The following is a 21,115-nucleotide window of genomic DNA, read 5'->3' as shown; positions in this document are numbered from 1 at the left end:
AGTTCTGTATACGACCCAGGCAACGGTCCGTGCGGAAGAAGATCGGGCCACGTACCGGTGGACGTCTTCGACCGGCTTTACCAGCACCGAGCGCGAGGTGACGCTGCGCGAACCGGCCACCTACACCCTGGCGGTCGTCAGCGCACGTGGATGTGAAGCTTCCGATAGCTTTGAGGTCCGCACCTCCAACGACCTGCTGCAGGCCGATTTCCTGCTGGCGTCGGAAGCCAACGCCGGCGACACCGTTGTCGTCGTAGACATCAGCTGGCCGGTGCCCGAAGGAATAACATGGACGTTGCCGGCCGGCGCTTCGCTGATAAATTCCGGTGACGCCCACGGCGAGATCGTATTTGCCGCTCCCGGTGAATACGACATCGTACTCAATACCTACCTGGGCGAATGCATCGCCGACCTGACAAGGCGCATCACCGTACTGGACGGTGCCGGTGGCAACGAGGCAGGCCGCACGCCGGAGTCCGTGATTGCGGGGTTCGAGGTATATCCCAATCCGAACCACGGGCGGTTTACCGTAGCCGTGGCGTTACGCGAGGCAGCGGCTGTGGCGCATGTGCGCATGCTGGCCGTCACCGGCAGCCGCCGGTTCTTTGAAGCGGAAGTGCGGGGCAACGGGGAATACTACTACCAGGGCAGTGTGCTGCCGGCGGGAATATACCTGGTGGTGCTGGACGCGGGTAAGGAAACAAAGGTGAAACGCGTGGTGATTGAATAGAACGTTAATGCATTACCGATAATGAAAGTTGGAAAAAAACTGTTAGGGATCATGTTGTTGTCACTGTCCGGATGGATCGGGCAGGAAGGATTTGCGCAGGATCGTCCGGCCGTTATGTACGGCCCGAATCGCGTATGCCCCGGAGAGACGGCGTCGTACACGGCCGACTTCGGTTGCGACAAGCCCATTCGCATCAGTTGGAATATCTCCGGCGGGGAGTTCGTCGGTGAGACTGCCAACAGACGTTCCGTCACAGTGATCTGGAACGGCACCCAGGCTTCGATGTCGATCAGTGCCAACCAGCACTTCGACATGGTGGGCGAGGGGTGCAATGAAAACACCGGAGCATATCCGGCGATGGGCGTATCCTGGATCATACCGCCGAGCGCGCAGCTGCCGCGTCCGGCGGCGCCCGTGATCAGCGGCAACCTGGATGTCTCCAACAATGCCTGCGAGAACTCGGCGGTAACGATCAGCGCTGCCACCGGTGCATCGCCGTATTCCATGGACTTCCTCTGGGAGATCAGCACCAACGACGGTGCCAGCTACTCCGCTTATACCGGTGCGCCCAATGCGAGCAGCTTCAGTTATACTATCCCGGCGTTGGGCACGGCGCGTACGGTACGCTTCCGTGTCAAGACGCGCTTCACGGCATGCCAAATAGTGGAATCACCCTGGGTCAATTCAGGGCCGATGTATATCAATCCGGCACCGCCGACGGTCACCTTCCTGGACGCCGACCCGGCGATCTGTACGGACAATCCTTCTGTGCAATTGAATATCACGGGTGGCGATGCCAACACGGAATACCTCTTCAGCTACGACAACCAGACGGTCGCCAACAACGAAGGGCCTAATGTCGTCCTTCGCGGGCCCGGTATACACACCGTGCCGCTGACCTACGTACCGCGGGCCGGCACGTTGCCGCATTCCTTTCAGTACGGTCTTGCGTTCAAGGCAGTGGACGCGGAAGGAAACCCGGTCGCATCGTCGGCATGCGAAGCCACCGGCACCTTTGTCATCACCGACGGTTCATATTCCCTCGGCCTGGACCTGGCGCCCCGGAACGAGCGGTGCCACAATACCGGCGACGGTGGAATAACCTTAACCCATACCAACGGCGCGGAGCCGTATACCTATACCTGGACACGACCGGCGAGCACTACGACGTGGGCGACCAAAGACCTGACCAACGTACCAGGGGGTGTGACCTATACGGTCGTCGCCCGTGATGCGCACGGCTGTACCGGCACGGACTCGGAGACGGTGGTAAAACCCGCCGAGTTGCGGATCAACAGCGCCTATATGGTACCGAATGCCGCCGGCTTTGGCGTGAGCTGTCATGCCGACAACCTGGGGGGCGTCAGGAACGATGGACGGATCACGGTGGAAGCCGAAGGTGGCACCGGCGACCGGCGGTTTGACCTGACGGGGCTTGTCCGCAACGCCCTCAATCAGCCGTCGGCTACGATCACCGCCCTGTACCCCGACACGTACACGGTGGTCGTGCGCGACGCCAACCGCTGCGAGTATGAATATGCCCAACCGGTAGCGGTGACATCGCCCGATCCGTTGACGCATACACGGATCGCCAAGACCGACCTGACCTGTGCGAACGTCGCGCGGGGCGAGGTTGCGTTGACGGGTGTTGCCGGGGGGACCGGTGACTATATGTATTCACTGAACGGCGGAACCTACCAGCCGTCTGCCTCGTTTCAGAATTTACTTTCGGGAAGTTATACCATCACGGTCCGCGATGGAAGCGGGTGTACACAACAGGACACGGCAACCCTGCGGCAGCCTGCGTTGATGGTTGTCGGTCTTGCCGGCAGCACACCGCAAAGCTGTACCGAAATCCGGGACGGTGTCATCGGCCTGGGCCCGGGCAAGGGCGGTACGGGCAAACGTATGTACTCAATTGATGGCAGCAGGTATGTGCCCGAGGCCGATACGGTGTTATTCGAAGGGCTCGCGTCGGGTGGCTATACCGTGTACATACGCGACGACAATGCGTGCGTGGTCACCCGGAATTACCCACTGGACATCCGCCCGGTCATTACCGGCCCGATCTCGGAGACAGAAGTGATCAGTTGCCACGGCGAACGCGACGGCGCCCTGCGGGTGACCGCCGATGGCGGCACGGCACCCTATACCTATACGTGGTCGACAGGCGGTACTGATCCTGCCATTGTGAACCTGGCGGCTGACACCTTTACCGTAACGATCCGCGATTCGAAACGCTGTGAAAAGACATTTACCCATATACTTCGGCAACCCGGTGTACTGACTGCCAGGGCGGCCGTGGCGGACTATGCCGGTTACGGCGTGCGTTGTAACGGATCCGTCGATGGCGCCATCGATATTACCATGTCCGGCGGCACACCGCCCTTTGCGTATACCTGGAGCAACCAGGCCACCACCAAAGACGTGAAGGGGCTGGCGCCTGGCGTCTACAGCGTAACGGTTGTCGACGGTCACGGTTGCAAGACCGATGCCGACGATCTACGCGTTACAGAGCCTGCGGTGATCGGCCTGGCCGTCGGGGAAGCAAAAAATATCTCATGCAAGGACGGCAGTGACGGTGAGGTACTGCTGTCGGCAACCGGTGGGGCAGCGGGCTATCGCTATTCGCTCGACGGAACCACCTGGCTGGAAGAAGACCGCTTTACGGGCCTGACGGCAGGCCCCTATATCGTTCGCGTTCGCGACAGTAACGGATGTACGACGCTGACCGACACGACGCTGACCGAACCCGATAAACTTTTGCTCGGCCCGATCTCCAAAGTTGAAACTACCTGCGGAGAAGCAAATGGCAAGGCCGAAGTGCTCGCGTCCGGCGGGGCAGGGGGGTATTTCTATACCTGGCATGATCGATCCGGCTCCATCGTGGAGTATGGCGCGGCCGCGGATTCCCTCCGCAGTGGTACCTACCAAGTTGTTGTGCGGGACCGCAATGCGTGCGAGACTCCGCTGGAAGTGGTCATGCGGGATTCGGATGGTCCGCGCGTAACCCTCGAAGACACGGTCGGATTGACCTGCTTCGAAAGCAACGACGGTGTGATCCGGATCAGCGTAAACCACGGACAAGCGCCGTATCGCCTCGTGTGGGATATACCCGGTGAAACGGGGCTGATCGTCGAGGACGTTACCGGTGGCAAACATTGGGTAGAAGTATACGATGCCCGTGGTTGCTGGTCGAAAGAGGATTTCGACGTGTCGACCCCGACGAAGATCGAAATCGCAGAGACATTGACCGAGCCTTCGTGCCGTGGTACAGCCGACGGCAGCATTGTGATATCGGCGTCCGGCGGTAACCCCGGCGGGTACCAGTATAATTGGGATCACGGCGTGTCGGGCACGGTGCTGGAAAATCTGGGGGCGGGTACCTATACCGTAACGGTTACCGATGTGCGGGACTGCAAAGGCGTTAAAGAAATTGAAGTCATAGACCCCGCGCAATTTGTTGTCGATGCCGGCGGGGACCGGACGATCTGCGTGGGGCAGAAGGCCGTCATCCGTGCACAGGAAGACGGTACGTACACCTGGACGTCGTCGGTCGGATTCACCAGTGAGGAGCGGGAGGTCGTGCTGACGGTGCCCGGGACGTATTCGTTGAAAGTCGTCAGCCCGCGGGGCTGTGAGGCATCCGACACCTTTATACTGCAGACTTCCACAGACCTGCTGAAAGCCGATTTCCTCATGGCTTCCGAAGCCGCCGTGGGTGACACCGTGGTGGTGGTCGATATCAGCTGGCCTGTTCCCGAAGGATTGCGCTGGACGTTACCCGAGGCTGCGGCCATGGTACGGGCGGAAGACGTTTATGGCGAGATGGTATTTTCACAGCCGGGCGAATATGATATTATTCTGAATACATTCCTGGGAGAATGTATTGCCGACCTGACAAAACACATCGTCATTCTCGAAGGGGAGGCCCCGGATGAAGCGGGACGTCAGCCCTCCAGTCTGATCGAACAATTTGAAGTATACCCCAACCCGAGCGACGGCCGGTTTACCATTGCCGTAACATTGCGCGATGAAAATACAGTCGGCTACATGCAGATGATATCCGTCTCCGGCGAACGACGCCTGCTGGATGTCGAAGTGCGTGGCACCGATGAGTATTATTACCAGGACAAGGTATTGCCGGCGGGAATCTATTTTGTGGTGGTGAAAGCGGGCAGCGAAAAAAAATGGAAGCGCATAGTGGTGAAATAAATATGTCAGATACTTGCCATGATGACACACGTTGCTATAAAGAAACATCATATTATCGCACTCCTGGCGGGGCTATTTTTCCTGGCATGGAACCCCGTGTCCGGCCAGGAAGAGTTCCGGATCGATGGTGAAAGCTCAGTATGTCCTGATGGGGTTTACTACTATTACATCGCGGACCCACCGGATTGGAGCAGTACGAATTGTCCACGCTCCGACGTGAGTTGGGTGGTGATGGGCGGACAATTCGTAGGCGGCTATGACAACACCGTATATGGTGGCGGTTATGCCGTGCACAATACTACCGCCGTGGCCGTGATCTGGACCGGCGAGCTAGCCACGCGATCGATCTATGCGGAGTCGCGTGCATTCAGCGATACCGGTGTAGGCGCCGTCGTCTGTGCGACCAGTATACCCATTACCTTTATCATTCCACCGGGAAACCATCCGCCGGCACCGGCTGCGCCCGCGTTTTCGGGCGTCACCAATAACCTGTGCGCGGGCCAGGGTGTTACGATCACCGCGGCCACCGGTACTTCCGGGTATACGTTCAGGCACGTCTGGGAAATGCGGATCAACGGACAGGCCTACACGTCCCTTCCGCATACCGGCTCCAGCTTCACCTATACTACTCCGGGCGTTGCCGAGGCCAGCACCATCGAATTCCGGGTAAAGACGCAGTTCACGGCGTGTGAAAACCTGGAATCCGGCTGGGTCAACTCCGGACCTTTATTTGTCAACCCTGCGCCACCGGCGCTGAGCTTGGCAGGTGTCGATCCGCAGGTCTGCGCGGACGATGCACGCGTACGGATCAATATCACCGGCGGCAACGGCGCTTCGAAATATCTTTTTGTCTACAACAACGAAACCGTCACCAACAACGGCAGCGGCAGCAGACCGCTGACGGGCGCCGGCACGCATAGCATCCCCATCCGCTTCAATCCGAACCTGGGTACACTGCCACAGACATTCGCGTATCAGCTATCGTTCGTGTCGGAGAGCGGGGTACCGGCGGCATGCGTGACGGAAGGAACCTTCGCCCTGACAGATGAATCCTACACCCTGGGATTCAGCATCAACGCCGTGGCCGAACGCTGCCACAATACCGGCGACGGTCAGGTCAACCTCACGCATACGAACGGCGCGGCGCCGTATACGTATACCTGGACCAATAACCAAAATACGGACACCGGGTCGACCGAAGACCTGACCGCCGTGCCGGGTAACATAAAATATTCGGTTGCCGTTCGCGACGCCCATGGCTGCGCGGGCGACACGGCGGCGACCGTCAATAAACCCGACGAGGTCAAGATCAACAGCGCCTACCTGTCGTCCGATCACTTTGATTTCGGTGTAAGCTGTCATACCGCCAACTTCGGCGGGGTCAAAAACGACGGTATTATCACCGTGGAAGCCGAAGGCGGCACCGGCACCCTTGATTACGCGCTGACAAGCGTTGCACACGCCGTAACCTACCAGGCCGACTCCGTGATCGGCGGACTATTTGCCGATACCTATACCGTACGGGTACGCGACGACAACGGTTGTGAGGCAACCTATAGTTCTCCGGTGACGGTTTCATCGCCCGCCCCGGTAAGCTTCACAGACATCAGCAAGACAGACCTGCAATGCGCCGGCATCCCTACCGGCACGCTGACGGTCAACGGCGCGGACGGCGGAACAGAATCCTACGAATACTCGATCAACGGCACGAGCTTCTATTCGTCACCGGCCTTTACGAACCTGGCCGCGCAAACCTATACCGTGACGATACGCGATGAGGCTGGTTGTACGCAGCGCGGCGCCGTCACCATCGGCCAGCCTGCGTCGATCGTGCCAGGCAACATCACCGGCGTGCTGCAGAGCTGCGCGGAGAAGATCGACGGCGCCATTCAGATCACACCCGCCAAGGGTGGTACAGGCGCACGCCAATATTCGATCAACGGCACAAACTACAAAGTGGAAAGCACGCCTGTGCTATTCGAAGGGCTTGCCTCCGCGAACTATACAATCTACATACGCGATTCGAGCAAATGTACGGTAACCCAAAGTTATTTCCTGGATGTGCGGCCGAAGATCACCGGTGTGATCTCGGAGTCGCAGGTCATTAGCTGCAACGGCCGTGCTGACGGAGCGCTGCAGGTTGTGCCGGGCGGCGGCACCGGACCGTATACCACCACCTGGTCGACCGGAGTGACCGGAGCGGCAATCGCCAACCTGGTGGCCGACGACTATGCCGTGACGGTGCGCGACAGCAAAGGATGTGAAGGATTATTTACGTATCCATTAGGGGAGCCTGCCGTCCTGGTATCCGGTGCCACCGTATCGGATTATACCGGCTACGGCGTGCGGTGCCATGGCAGCAGCGACGGCACCATCGACGCCACCGTTACGGGGGGCACCAAGCCGTATCACTATAGCTGGAGCACCGGGGCGGTGAGCGAAGGTGTCAAGGGGCTTGCGCCAGGAGTATATGCGGTGGCGATTACCGACGCGCGTGGCTGCCAGACATCTTCGGGAAACCTGATCGTCCGGGAGCCGGCAGCCGTAGGCGTACAGGTCGACCAGGACCGGATAATGAACGTTTCGTGTACAGAGGGCAGCAATGGACAGGTAACACTCATGGCCACCGGCGGTGCGGGGCAATACACGTACGCGCGAAACGGGATCGATTGGCAGGAAGACCCTGTCTTTGCGGGTCTCAAGGCCCTGCCGTATACCTTCACCGTTCGCGACGGCAACGGCTGTGAAAGCACTGCGACGGCCACGCTGACCGAGCCGAAAAAACTGGTGCTGGAAATAGTCAGCAAAATAGAAACCACCTGCGGCCAGGCAAACGGCCGCGTGGAAGTGGCCGCTGCGGGTGGTGCCGGCAATTATAGCTATGCCTGGTACAACGACGATGGCGTGCAGATTGCCGACGGAGCAATAAACAGTGCATTGCGCAGTGGCGACTACGAGGTGATGGTGCATGATGGAAATGCCTGTGAAACGATCTTACCCATCAATATGAACGACTCCGACGGACCTCACATTGCACAGGAGGCTCTTGTCGACGTGACGTGCTACGCCAGCGCCGACGGCGTGATCCGGGTAAGCGTAAGCGAGGGGCAGGCCCCGTATACCATTACCTGGGACATCGCAGGTGCCACCGGCACGGAGGTAACGGCGGTAGCGGCCGGTAAGCATTGGGTGGAAGTGCGCGACGCCAAGGGATGCTGGGCGAAAGAGATCTTTGATGTATGGACACCCGATCCCCTGACGCTGGAGAATATTATCGAAGAACCTTCCTGCCGGGGCGATGCCGACGGCAGGATCTGGGTACAGGCCGCCGGCGGTAACGCAGGGCCTTACCAATATACCTGGGACACCGGAGAGACCACGCAGGAACTCCATGCACTGCCTGCGGGCACCTACGGCATTACGGTGACAGACGTACGAATGTGTACGCACCAGGCATCGATCGTAGTACCCGACCCCATGCCGTTCGTAGTAGATGCTGGCGGAAATCGGACGATCTGTGTCGGGCAGAAACTGACGGTACGGGCGCAGGAAGACAATGCGCAGTATTCCTGGACTTCCTCGGTCGGATTTACCAGCGTCGCACGTGAAGTTATCCTGGATACACCGGGAGAATATACCCTGGCGGTGATCAGCGCCCGCGGATGTGAGGGGGCCGACAGCTTTACGCTGCAAACCTCGACAGACCTGCTGCAGGCCGATTTTCTGATGGCCACCGAGGCGTTTGCAAAGGATACGGTCGTGGTCGTCGACATCAGCTGGCCTGTGCCCGAAGGTGTGCAATGGACCGTACCCGAAGGCGTTGCATTGATCGCGCAGGAAGATGCCTATGGCAGTATCGTCTTCGCCGATCCGGGCGAATATACGATCGTATTGAATACCTTCCTGGGAGAATGCATCGCTACCTTATCTAAGACGATCACGATCCAGTCAGGTAGTGACAGCCAGGCAGGGCGGGAGGGAAGCTCGCTGATCACGGACTTTGATGTATACCCCAACCCGAACAACGGCCGGTTCACCGTATCCGTCGTATTGCGCCGGGCCGACGTAGTGGCGCGGGTGCGCATGCTCAGCGTTACCGGCGATCGCCGGCTGTTCGATGCCGAGCTGCTGGGCAACGGCGAATATCAATACCAGGGCAACGCGTTACCGGCAGGCGTATACCTCGTGCTGCTGGAAGCCGGAAAGGAACAACGGGTAAAGCGGGTTGTAGTAGAATAAGGATGCGGGCCTACATTTCTTCCAACACCGAAAGGATATTGCCGGAAGGATCCTTGAACCAGGCAATCGTAGGGCCACCGTTGTCGCGGGAAATGCCTTTGGCGTCGGTTCGATACGCCGGATCGTCGTAGTGCTCGAACTGCACACCATTTTTAGAGAGCTCGTCCACTGCCTTTTCAACATCGGCCACGGGAAAATTCAGGACGGTGTATGTTGCCGGCTGGTGGTTGTCTTTGGGATATAGCAGCACGCCGCTCCGATCGGCCAGGTGCAGGAACAGGATGCCGTTCTCTTCCGATACATTCAGTCCCAGAACATGCTGGTAGAACTTTTTGGCTTGCGGGATGTCTTTAACCGAAAACCCGCTGAAAGCTTTTGCGTCGCGTAAGTTCAACATAATAAAAAAGGGTTTTAGTGTGACCTAAAACCCTAAAAAACCGTTCCACAACGGCACAACGCGGTGCTATTTCTTTCCTTTCTCAGGAAAATGCGCGCGCTTCACGCCATCGATAACCTCCAGCAGGCCGTCTTTCGGCGCATCACACGTCATTTCCCAAAACATGATACCATCCAGCTTCTGATCGATGGCGTATTCGGTCTTGAGCTTCATCGACTGCTTGTCGTCAAACGTAACAAACAATTTCTCGGCAGCATTGTAGAGATAAGGCGCCTTTGCCGTCGCATCCCAATAGGTCTTGAAGCCCCTGGCCGGCGTCAGCTCACGCGAAAACCGGCGATAATCGATAAAGGCCTTGAACTTGCCCGATTGGAACAGACCGTTGTTGACATCCGGCACATTCTCCCACATGCGTCCGTAGAACGCTGCACCGATCACAAGCTTGTTACGTGGTATGCCGAGCTTGACCAGGTATTGTACGGCGTTGTCTGTCGACTCCTGCTGATCGCCGGGGTTCGAGTACAGCGGCGTGTGATGGCCCGTGCGGGTAGAGTATCCGTTCACGAGGTCGTAGGTCATGAGGTTTACGCGGTCGGCAATGGCCATGACGGCTTTCCAGTCGACCGACTCGTCCAGGTACTTTTGAAAACCACCGGCGGCGAAGCTCAGCTCGTACGCCGGGCTGTTGACCTTGCGCAGGACACGCAGCAGCTCGGTAAAGTGTTCTTTATCGGAGGCGGCATACGCATGACCAGGAGGGCCTTCGATCGTAGGGTACTCCCAGTCGAGGTCGAGGCCGTCTGCCTGGAAGTACTGGCTCAGCTGATGGACGGACTGCGCAAACTCGGTACGGCCGGCATCGGTGGAAAATACATCCGAGCACGTGGGGCAGCCTTCCCAGCCGCCGAGCGACAGAATGATCTTGAGCGGCGGGTGCTTTTTCTTTAAGCCGACCAGCGCGCGGATCGTAGCCGAGTCGCGGCCATTATCGACAGTGAGCCGGTTGCCTTTCAGATGGCAAAAGCTGTAGATGATGTGGGTGAGCTTTTTCGCCGGGATGCTATCGACCTTCTCCGGACCACCAGAGTAATACGCGATCACGGAAAACCGGGAAGGAGCTTTTTGGGCATGAAGACTGGCACTGGCCACGAGCGCCAGCGCAACGAGAAGTGTGCGAAAAATTGTCATTGTTGGTTGGGTTGATGATGACAAGGTCGCGGCTTTTGGGGATAGCTGGATGATCTTTCGTATGAATGGGTATTTGACCGGGTGAGACCGGGGTTGTGCTGTGTGTCTGTATAAAAAACGAAAAAGCGCCGGTCCCGATAGCGATCGGGAAGCCGGAGCTCTTTACTGCATAGCACAATTAATATAATTGTTTAAACTTCTGGAGGAGTGGATCAGCGAACGACCTCGATCCCGCCGCGGTAATATCCCCGCACCTTTCGTTGGTTGATCAGCAGATCAAACGATAGGGTGTAGTCGCGGCGGGCTTCGTCCAGTAGCTTGACGGTGACGGTGCCGCCCTCGAGCTCTTTATAGACTTGGCCGCCTTCCTGCCGCTCCCGGTCATAATCCACCGTCACGTCCGCACGATGAAACGTTTCCACTCCTTTCAAGTGTTGGGCGTCAAACGTATATGTTCCTTCCGGAAGCATGTCAGCCGCATTGGTGTACAGGTCGAACGATACGCTGTGGATCTTCCGCGCCTTGCCGGGCGAGTCGATGGTCACCGACCACACTTGTACAGGGCTCCCCGGCGTCTCCTCGTGTGGCGTGGTGACGCTGGATACGAGCGCATACGACTTTCCATCCACGATAAACTGGCTGTTGAAACGTGAGTCATCGTCGAAGGTGCACGACCAAAGTGATGCAGTCGAGGCCATCAGCCAGGCAACAGGTAGATATGGATTGCGCATGCGCAGCACAGTAATTGGGGCTCTGTTATGGTGCAAGGATAGCGGTTCGGCCGAGTGTAATTTTTTGAATCGCCGGCGAAATATTACACATGACGGACGGTCGCCGAAAACATTAATTACTCGCCTGACCAAATCCACTGCCGGGATTTCCGTACTTTTGAACCTTAATTTTTCAGATCTTGAATTACTTATCCGCTGAAAACGTAGGCAAAACGTTCTCCGACCGCTGGCTCTTTAAAGATATCACACTTGGCATTTCGCAGGGCGAGAAATTTGCCCTGGTTGGCAATAACGGTGTCGGAAAATCAACCTTGTTAAAGATCCTTACAGGCGAGCTGGCACCCGATGCCGGCAAAGTCAGCATCCGGCAGGGCAAACGGTTGGGGTATCTTACCCAGCAACCGGTTGTGGCTGACGGCCTGACCGTCAAGGACGTACTGTTCAGCGATGAGAATGAGATCGCCAAAGTGGTGAAGGAGTACGAAGACTGTATTCACCACCCCGACACCTCGCCGGAAAAGATGCAGGCAGTGCTGGAGCGCATGGAAGAGCTGAAAGCGTGGGACTATGAAGCCAAGGTGCACGAAGTGATCGAGAAGCTCGGCGTGCCCGACTTCGATAAGAAATTCAGCGAGCTCTCGGGTGGTCAGAAGAAACGTATCTTCCTGGCACAGTTGCTGTTGCAGGAACCCGACCTCATCATCATGGACGAGCCGACCAACCACCTGGACCTGTCGGCCATTGAGTGGTTGGAGAATTACCTGTCGGGTGCCAACATCACCCTCATCATGGTGACCCACGACCGCTACTTCCTCGACAGCGTTGCCACCGAGATCATCGAGATCGACCGCGGACAGCTGTACCGGTATAAAGGCAACTACGCCTACTTCCTGGAAAAAAAGGAGCAACGGGAAGAGATCGTCAAGGCGGAAGTATCCAAAGCACGCAACCTGCTCAAAAAAGAGCTCGACTGGATGCGCCGCCAACCGAAGGCGCGGGGTACCAAAGCTAAATACCGCATTGAAGCGTTTTACGACCTGCAGGAGAAAGCCTCTCAGGACCTGCGCAAAGACAAGCTGGAGCTGGACATCAAAGAATCCCGCCAGGGCGGCAAGATCCTGGAGGTGGAACATATTAATAAGAATTTCGGATCACTGCCTATCGTGACCGACTTCTCGTATGTCTTCAAAAAGAACGACCGCATCGGCATTGTCGGTAAGAACGGCATCGGCAAGTCGACATTCCTCGACATGCTTACCGGCAAACTGAAGCCCGACAGCGGCGAGATCAATCCGGGTGTAACCACCAAATACGGTTATTTTACCCAGGAGTCCATTTCACTGAATCCTGAAAACCGGTTGATCGAAGAGGTGAAGTCAATAGCCGAATTCATCACACTTTCAGACGGTTCGCAGGTGTCAGCTTCGAAGTTCCTGGACTCGTTCTTGTTCCCGCCGGAGAAGCAATACAACTATATCAACAAGCTCAGCGGCGGCGAGCGGAAGCGACTGCAGCTGCTCAAACTGTTGGTGACCAATCCCAATTTCCTCATCCTCGACGAGCCGACCAACGACTTCGACATCGATACGCTCAACGTGCTGGAAGACTTCCTCGACAAGTTCTCCGGCTGCCTCTTGCTGGTGTCACACGACCGTTATTTCATGGACCACCTTGTAAACCAGCTCTTTGTATTTGAAGGCAACGGTGTGATCAGGCTCTTCAACGGCAACTACTCCGATTACCGTGACTGGGTAGAAGAGCAGGAAGCCCTCCGTGCATCGCCCGAGCCGAAGAAGGCCGCGGCACCTGCGCCCGTCAAAACGCCCGAGATCCAGGAGAAAAAGAAAGCCTCCTTTAAAGAGAAGCAGGAGTACGAAAAACTGCAAGGCGAGATCGATAAGCTCGAGCAGGAAAAGAACGAGATCGCCCAGAAGATGAACTCCGGCACCACCGATCACAAACAGCTGCAGGAGTGGTCGGCGCGCATCCAGGCTATCACGCAGGCAGTAGACGAAAAGACACTGCGCTGGCTGGAATTGGCCGAGCTGATGTAAACGAATCCACGAACCTTTGCATTATTTAAAACCATTCTAAACACGCGTAATAATATTCTACCGTTGAAATAAAATTCAGCTTAGTTCAATCGAATGATATAACTTTAAGCAAACTTTATTTCGAACATGAACCTAAACACAGACGCGGAGAAGAAGAACACCTATGATGCAATAGTCGTGGGGACAGGTATCAGCGGTGGCTGGGCAGCCAAGGAGCTCACCGAAAAAGGATTAAAGACGCTCGTGCTGGAGCGTGGCCGGATGGTAAAGCACCCTGATTACCCGACCGCAACCAAAGACCCGTGGGATTTTCCCAACGCGGGCAAGCCCACCCAGGAAGATCTAAAGCAACAGGGCGTACAAGCCCGTACCGGATATACCATTCAGCAAGCCACCAAGCATTGGTTTGTAAACGATCTTGAAAACCCCTACACCGAAGTTCGCCGTTTTGACTGGATGCGTGGCTACCACGTAGGCGGGCGCTCCATCATGTGGGGTCGCCAAAGCTACCGCTGGAGCCCGATGGACTTCGAGGCCAACGCCAAAGACGGCATCGCCGTAGACTGGCCGATCCGTTATAACGACGTCGCACCCTGGTATGATTACGTGGAGAAATTCATCGGTGTCAGCGGGAGTGTCGATGGCCTGGCGCAGTTGCCGGACGGTCAGTTCCTGCCCGCCATGGAGTTGAACTGCGTGGAGCTGGACCTGAAGGATACAGTAAAGACCAAGTTCGACCGCGCGCTGACCATCGGTCGCGTAGCCCATGCTACTGCACCCGTGCCGCACAGCCCGCAACGGGGCACCTGCCAGTACCGGAATCTGTGTAGCCGCGGCTGTCCGTACGGCGGTTATTTCAGCAGCGTATCCTCTACGTTGCCCGCTGCCGAGAAAACCGGCAACATGACCCTGCGTCCGAATTCCATTGTATACGAGCTGATCTACGACGAGCAGAAGAACAAGGCTACCGGCGTGAAAGTACTCGACGCCGAGAGCGGTGAGCAAGTGGAGTATTACGCACGCGTGATCTTCCTGTGCGCATCCACCTTCGGTTCGACCTTCATCATGCAGAACTCGATCTCCAACCGTTTCCCCAACGGTTTTGGAAACGACAGCGGCGAGCTGGGCCATAACATCATGGACCACCACCTCAGCGTAGGGGCCGGCGCATCCGTAGAAGGCTATGAAGACAAATATTACTTCGGCCGCAGGGCCAACGGCTTCTACATCCCGCGCTACCGCAACATCGGCAGCGACAAACGCGACTACCTGCGCGGCTTCGGCTACCAGGGTGGCGCCAGCCGTCAGGGATGGTCGAGCCTCGTGTCGGAGCTGAGCCTGGGCGCATCGCTGAAAGAAGCGGCCGCCAAACCGGGTGGATGGACCATCGGCATGGGTGGCTTTGGCGAGATCCTGCCGTACCACGACAACAAGGTATACATCAACAAGGACAAGAAAGACAAATACGGACTGCCGACACTCACGTTCGATGCCGACCTGCACGACAACGAATACAAGATGCGCAAGGACATGGCGGCCGACGCTGCCGAAATGCTCGAAGCGGCCGGCTATAAGAACGTCCACACGTTCGACAACAAGATCGGTGTCGGCCTGGGCATTCACGAGATGGGTACCGCCCGCATGGGCAAAGACCCGAAGACCTCGGTGCTGAACAAATACAACCAGGTACACGCCTGTAAGAACGTGTTCGTAACCGATGGCTCGGCCATGACCTCGTCTGCCTGCCAGAACCCGTCGCTGACCTACATGGCGCTGACGGCCCGCGCAGTAGACTTTGCAACACAAGAAATGAAGAAACAAAACCTGTAAGCATCACGATATGGATCGCAGAGAAGCATTACGACGTACCGCCTGGATCATGGGCGGCGTTATATCCGCACCGGCGATGGCAGGCCTGTTGAAAGGCTGCGCCCCCAAGCCGTCAATCGATTGGAAACCCTCGTTCCTGAGCAACGACCAGGGCATCCTGGTAACACAGGTAGCCGAGATCATCATCCCCAAGACCGATACCCCCGGCGCCAAGGAGATCGGCGTCCCCGGATTCATCGACCAGATGCTGAAGGAAGTATACTCCAAAGAAGACCAGGACAAATACCTGACCAGCCTGAAAGCCTTTGATGAAGAAGCCAAAAAAGAACACGGCGACCCCTTCATCGAACTGGATGCCGAAAAGCAAACCACGTTTGTCAATAAGATCCACAGCGCCGTCGTAGCCGATACCACCGAAAACGCTCCCGCGTACCGCGACTTCCTGATGAAGACCAAAGAGCTGACACTCCTTGGTTTCTTCACGTCGAAGGTCGGCGCGTCGGAAGTGCTGCAATACGTAGCAGTACCGGGCTCATACAAAGGCTGTATCCCCGTGTCGGAAGCCGGTAACGGTAAGACGTGGGCAACGTAGTCTAACGTAAAAAGTATATAGTGTGGCTGCCGGCCTGTTAGCTACTCGTAAGAGTGGATGGCAGGCCGGTAGTGTTTGCTGGCGCAAGTCTGAGCGAAGCGGTGACTTGTGCCGACGACGGTCGCCAGTTTGTAACTGGCGTAGCAATCTCAAGCGCCAGTGAATTACACGGCAGTTATAAACTACCTACAGTTTTAGGCACAAGTCACCGCTTCGCTCAGACTTGCGCCAGATACGTGCGGAGCGAAGCGGACCATTCGTTAGCCGGCTCCGTCTGCTCGTCGAACGGCAATTTTCTGCTGATACTCCTTCGGGGTGGTGCCGAACTCCGCCTTAAAGCACTTCGAGAAATACGACAAATTCGAAAAGCCCACCGCATACATAATCTCCGAAATATTACCCTCCTTATTCGCCAGCAGCAGCGATGCCTTCTTGATCCGGTACTTCCGGATGATATCGTTCGGCGGCAGCTTTGTCATGGATTTCAACTTCCGGTATAAATGCGTGGAGCTCATCCCGACTTCATCGCTCAGCATCTCCACACTGAATTCCGGGTTGGCAATGTTCGCTTCGATGATACTCATCACCTTCCTGATAAACTTATCGTCCACATTTTCGCCCGAGCCTTCCTCGGGCTGCAGGATCAATTCGTGCCGGAAGTAGTCGGCCAGTTCCTGCTTGCGTTGCAAGAGATGGTCGATGTGCGCCTCCAACAGCTCGATATCAAAGGGCTTGGTAAGATAGGTGTCCGCCCCGGTGCGCAGCCCTTCTACCTGCTGCGACGTAAGCGTGCGCGCCGTGAGCATAATGATGGCAATGTGGCTGGTCCTGGGGTTGCTTTTGATCTGCCGGCACATGGCCAATCCATCCATGACCGGCATCATGATATCGCTGATAATAAGCTCCGGCAGGAAGCTGGTCGTTTTATCCAGGCCTTCCTCGCCGTCGGAAGCTGTAATGAAATTATACTTGTCCCGCAGGCTGGCCTGTATAAACGTGATGATATCGGGGTTGTCTTCAATGATCAGGATCATCGGCTTGTCCGACGCGAGTCCCAGGTGATAGGTGTTCTCTTCGGTATGGTTCGCTTTTACCGCCACCAGATCGATCTCCTGCTGTACGGGTGAGTCAACCGGCAGGTGACCGCTCCCCAGCGGCAACGTCAGCGTAAAGGTGGCGCCCTGACCTTGCGTGCTTGTTACCTGAATGTCGCCCTGGTGCAGCCGGGCATATTCGGCGACAAGCGTCAGCCCGATCCCCGAGCCGATCTCCATCTTCTGCGCGGCATCCGTTTGATAGAACCGGTCAAAGATGCGCGGCAGCTCTTCGGGAGCGATGCCGATACCCGAATCCGCGACGGCGAGTTGTACCACCCCGTCGCGGTAGCCCGGCAACGTTCCGGCTACTGTCAGGGTGACGGTAATGCTACCCCCACGCGGTGTGAACTTAAACGCATTGGAGAGCAAGTTGAAAAGGATCGTTTCCACCTTCTCCGGGTCCGCCCAGATGTGACACGTCTCGGCCGACGCCACAAAACCAAAACGTATGTCGTGCCGCCCGGCTTTGTCGGAGAACAGGGCACACAGCTCGCGACAGAACGACGCCAGGTCGAACGTCGTCATCCGCAAGCTCAGTGCCTCGTCTTCCAGCTTGCGGAAGTCCAGGATCTGGTTCACCAAACGCAGCAGGCGCTGGGCATTCTTCTCCGCCAGTCCGATCAGGAGCTGCCCTTCGGCCGGCAGGTCACCACGCTTCAGCAACTGCTGCATCGGTGGCAGGATCAGGCTTATCGGCGTGCGCAGCTCGTGCGATATATTTGTAAAGAATTGCTGTTTCGTTTGGACGATCTCTTCCGCATGCTCTTTTTCCATCCGGGTAATGCGCAGCTCGTTTCGCAGGTTTAACCGCGTGGTGTACGTACGCAGCGCCACCACGATCAACGCAGCGATCAGCACCGCGTAGAGTACCAGGAACAGCGGGCTGAGCAAGAGGGGAGGATGCACCCGTATCCGCACCGTGGCAACATGCGGGCTCCACAGTCCGTAGTTGTTGGTGCCTTTCACCCGGAAGGTATACGTTCCGGGCGTCAGGTTGGAGTATACCGCAAAATTCTTGTCCCCCGACACATAGTTCCAGTCATTATCGAAGCCTTCGAGCTTGTACGCATAGACACTCGCCGCGGGCTTCCAATAATGCAACGCCGAAAACTCGAACGCGATTGACCGGTGTGCATACTCCAGTTCCAGCGATTCGGTTACGGCAATGTCTTTGTCCAACAGGACCTTATCGTCGAGGGGCTGACCGGGCAGGAGCGTGTGGTTGTTCACCTCCAGCGAAGTAATATACACCCTGGGCGCGAAGCTGTTAGGTTTCACCTCGGGCGACACCGTAACATAACCATTGTCTCCGCCGAAGATGATCTCGCCGGCAGGCGTGCGCGTGACGCAGCCATCGAAGAAACTCTTCAGGGGGATCTCATCATCCAACGGCAGCAATTCGACACGCGCGGTCTTTGCCGACAGCTTCAGCAGCAAGTTGCCCGCGGCACACCAAATGTTCCCGGCCGCGTCTTCGGTCATGCTTGCCGGCAGAATGTCCTTACCCGTCACCAGCGGATGGCGTATAGCCGTATCGGTCTGTGAATTGTATTCGATCAACGCATTTGTCGCACCGGCCCACAGCCTACCGTTGCGCGAGAAGTAAAAACAGTTGATATCCTGCCGCCCGGCCACCCGGTTAAAGGCCGGCACCGGCGTGCTCTTGTGCGTTTGCAGATCGATGCGCAGCAGCCCGGTATAGGGTGTTGTCCAGATGGCATTCGCGCCGCTCACCGTCTTCGGCGAACCAAATTCACCCGCCCGCTCAAACCGCAGCGCTTCCAGCGCACGGAAATCGCCGACAACCTTAAACAAACCACCTTCCCAGGCGCTTACCCAGAAGGAACCATCAGTACCCTTTGTAAACCGGGCTATGTAGTTCGACGTAAGTCCGTTCGTGGCGTTTGCGGGAATAGCATACATCTTCTGCTGCGCCTCATCCCACACGTTGATGCCGCCCGCTGTCCCGATCCAGATCCGGCCGTAGTCGTCTTCCTCCAGCGCGTAGGTGTTATTGAGCTGAATGCGGTCGTTCTCGGGCGAACCGGCTTCGAACACGCGTCGGGTGTTGGACACAGGATCGATGCGGATCACCCCGTGCAGCGTGGCGAGCCACAATACATTGTTGCGCGTCACCAACACAGCCTTTACCTGGTTGCCCACGGTCTGGTCCGCCAACGGATAGGATACTTCCTGGTAGCGGTAGAACGGTTGGAACCCGTTCATCCGGCTCAGCCCGTTGGAGGTGACAAACCAGGTAATGCCCGCATTGTCTTCAAAGATCTGCCAGATCACGTTGTTGGCGATGGAGTAGGGCAGGCGTGGATTGTGAAAATAGGCATGGGCCTCGCCCGTTTGAGGGTGGAAGACATTCAACCCGAAGTCGGTGCCCAGCCATAGGTTACCGCGTTGGTCGGGGTAGATACATTTAATGACCTCGTTGCTAAAGCGCGTGTTTTGTTCGGTATAGTGCCGGTACGAGCCCGTGCGCGTATTGAACAGGCAGAGGCCGGTTTCCGTGCCGACCCAAAGCAGCGAGTCCGACGTAGCGGAATATGGACGAATATCGCCGCAGATCAGATTGTTCTTCAGCGCCGGCTTATAGGACTTTTTCAGATCGAAGGACGTGAACGAACTTTGCCCGGCGGGCAGTTTATTAAAGCCGTCGTACGTGCCCACCCACACCGTGCCCGCGGAGTCTTCGTAGATGGCGCGGACGGTGTTATGACTCAGGTGGTTCGTTTCTGCCGTCAGAACGGCGTGGGTGCCGGCATGCGTATCGTAACGGACGAGTCCGGTGGCGGTGCCGACCCAGAGCACACCGTGGCGGCCCGGCGCGAGCGTACGCACGATGCGGTCTTCGCCGAGCGGAATACGGGTCACCTCAAACGTGCCGGTGTGTATGCGGCAGAGGCCCTTCCAGGTGCCGATCCACAGGTGGTCGCCCAGGGCCACCAGCGAGCTGATCTCGTTTGCGGTGAGGGAATGTTCGGACTCCGTTTGTTTAAAGGTCAGGAAGCGGTGGCCGTCATAGCGGCACAGGCCGTTGGCGGTGCCCACCCACATGAAGTTGCGCGCGTCCTGGGCCACGGCGCTGATGATGTTGGACGGCAGGCCGTCGTGCATGGACAGGGTCGAGAACAAGGGCGACTCTTGTGCCAAGGCGGAAAGCGTGCCCGCCCACAGGCAGCAGGCGATCAGGACTGCGACGCCACGGCACGTCAGCCGCCGGGGTAGGTTTAGGAAGGATCGCAGCACTTGTCTCGCCATACGGCACCAGCTTGCACAGGTAAAAATAGCGACGCTTTCAGGACGTCAGAAATCGATTTCCGGAAACCGTTTTCGGTCTGCCGGCGAACCTTGCCGAAAAGTACTTCGAAAGGTAGGATTATTCTCTAAAATGGTCGGATTTTGTTGCTTCCTGTAAGATTTGTAGCCATCAATGCAACGGGTTGCATAATAACTTGCAAACGGTTGAATAAACATAACCAGTTCGTATGAGCAAAAAATTACTCTTCATTTTTTCATTCCTGATCACGGGGTGCTGCAGCCTGCTGGCGCAGCAGATCGTGAAGGGAAAGGTGACGGATGAGAACGGTGCGGAGCTGCCCGGCGTAAACGTCCTTATCAAAGGCACCGCCGTCGGCACCGCAACGGACGCGGAGGGGGGCTATTCATTAACCGTGCCCGCCGACCAGGCAACGGGAGGCGTGCTCGTCTTCTCGTTTATCGGGTACCTTTCAGAAGAAATCGCCATCAACGGCCAGACCACCGTCGATATGCGGATGATCCCCGATATCCTCACCCTGGGCGAAGTGGTCGTGGTTGGCTACGGTACACAGACCAAAAAGGATGTGACGGGTGCCATGGTGGCCGTGACAGATAAAGAGTTTAACAGGGGCCAGAACATCACGGCCGACCAGCTTATCATGGGCAAGGTCGCCGGTGTGCAGATCACCTCCAACGGAGGCGCGCCCGGCTCGGGCAGCCAGATCCGCATCCGCGGCGGCTCGTCGCTCAATGCCAGCAATGACCCGCTGAT

The 21,115-nt window shown here is 57.1% G+C and carries 11 protein-coding genes; 7 read left to right on the top strand and 4 right to left on the bottom strand.

The window, feature by feature from the left end; translation table 11 throughout:
• From KK078_RS29050 to KK078_RS29040, 3 genes are all read left to right on the top strand, one after another.
• A partial coding sequence (locus tag KK078_RS29050; protein WP_254094288.1) for a T9SS type A sorting domain-containing protein occupies positions 1 to 730 on the top strand: 730 nt, incomplete at its 5' end.
• 21 nt (positions 731 to 751) lie between these two features.
• Positions 752 to 4,945 (top strand): T9SS type A sorting domain-containing protein, encoded by a 4,194-nt coding sequence (locus tag KK078_RS29045; protein ID WP_254094286.1) that lies wholly within the window; start codon positions 752 to 754, stop codon positions 4,943 to 4,945.
• 18 nt (positions 4,946 to 4,963) lie between these two features.
• Positions 4,964 to 9,184 (top strand): T9SS type A sorting domain-containing protein, encoded by a 4,221-nt coding sequence (locus KK078_RS29040; protein ID WP_254094281.1) that lies wholly within the window; start codon positions 4,964 to 4,966, stop codon positions 9,182 to 9,184.
• 10 nt (positions 9,185 to 9,194) lie between these two features.
• Here KK078_RS29040 and KK078_RS29035 read toward each other — a convergent pair whose 3' ends face one another.
• The 3 genes from KK078_RS29035 to KK078_RS29025 all read right to left on the bottom strand — a co-directional run bounded on the left by KK078_RS29035 (position 9,195) and on the right by KK078_RS29025 (position 11,500).
• Positions 9,195 to 9,581: a VOC family protein gene (locus tag KK078_RS29035; RefSeq protein ID WP_254094275.1), complete on the bottom strand. Its 387-nt coding sequence runs from the start codon at positions 9,579 to 9,581 to the stop codon at positions 9,195 to 9,197.
• Positions 9,582 to 9,647: 66 nt separating this feature from the next.
• On the bottom strand, positions 9,648 to 10,769 hold the full coding sequence (locus tag KK078_RS29030) for a glycoside hydrolase family 18 protein (protein ID WP_254094273.1): 1,122 nt from the start codon (positions 10,767 to 10,769) through the stop codon (positions 9,648 to 9,650).
• Between the two features lie 212 nt (positions 10,770 to 10,981).
• On the bottom strand, positions 10,982 to 11,500 hold the full coding sequence (locus KK078_RS29025) for a hypothetical protein (protein ID WP_254094271.1): 519 nt from the start codon (positions 11,498 to 11,500) through the stop codon (positions 10,982 to 10,984).
• 179 nt (positions 11,501 to 11,679) lie between these two features.
• Here KK078_RS29025 and KK078_RS29020 point away from each other — a divergent pair, with 179 nt between their 5' ends.
• The 3 genes from KK078_RS29020 (at position 11,680) to KK078_RS29010 (ending at position 15,976) form a co-directional block, all read left to right on the top strand.
• Positions 11,680 to 13,554, top strand: coding sequence for an ABC-F family ATP-binding cassette domain-containing protein (locus tag KK078_RS29020; RefSeq protein ID WP_254094269.1), 1,875 nt, complete (start codon positions 11,680 to 11,682; stop codon positions 13,552 to 13,554).
• A 126-nt stretch (positions 13,555 to 13,680) separates the two neighbouring features.
• On the top strand, positions 13,681 to 15,384 hold the full coding sequence (locus tag KK078_RS29015; protein ID WP_254094267.1) for a GMC oxidoreductase: 1,704 nt from the start codon (positions 13,681 to 13,683) through the stop codon (positions 15,382 to 15,384).
• 10 nt (positions 15,385 to 15,394) lie between these two features.
• Positions 15,395 to 15,976 carry a gluconate 2-dehydrogenase subunit 3 family protein gene (locus tag KK078_RS29010; RefSeq protein ID WP_254094263.1) on the top strand — a complete coding sequence of 194 codons (582 nt, stop codon included), beginning with the start codon at positions 15,395 to 15,397 and terminating at the stop codon, positions 15,974 to 15,976.
• A gap of 260 nt (positions 15,977 to 16,236) precedes the next feature.
• On the opposite strand, the gene KK078_RS29005 is transcribed toward KK078_RS29010, so the two are convergent.
• Positions 16,237 to 20,343 carry a hybrid sensor histidine kinase/response regulator transcription factor gene (locus tag KK078_RS29005; protein WP_254094261.1) on the bottom strand — a complete coding sequence of 1,369 codons (4,107 nt, stop codon included), beginning with the start codon at positions 20,341 to 20,343 and terminating at the stop codon, positions 16,237 to 16,239.
• A 227-nt stretch (positions 20,344 to 20,570) separates the two neighbouring features.
• On the opposite strand from KK078_RS29005, the gene KK078_RS29000 reads away from it, so the two are divergent.
• A partial coding sequence (locus KK078_RS29000; protein WP_254094259.1) for a carboxypeptidase-like regulatory domain-containing protein occupies positions 20,571 to 21,115 on the top strand: 545 nt, incomplete at its 3' end.

It is taken from the genome of Dawidia soli, assembly GCF_018598185.1.
Lineage (GTDB): Bacteria > Bacteroidota > Bacteroidia > Cytophagales > Cyclobacteriaceae > Ohtaekwangia > Ohtaekwangia soli.
The sequence above is the reverse complement of the archived record's forward strand: the minus strand, read 5'-3'. Positions and strand labels throughout refer to the sequence as shown.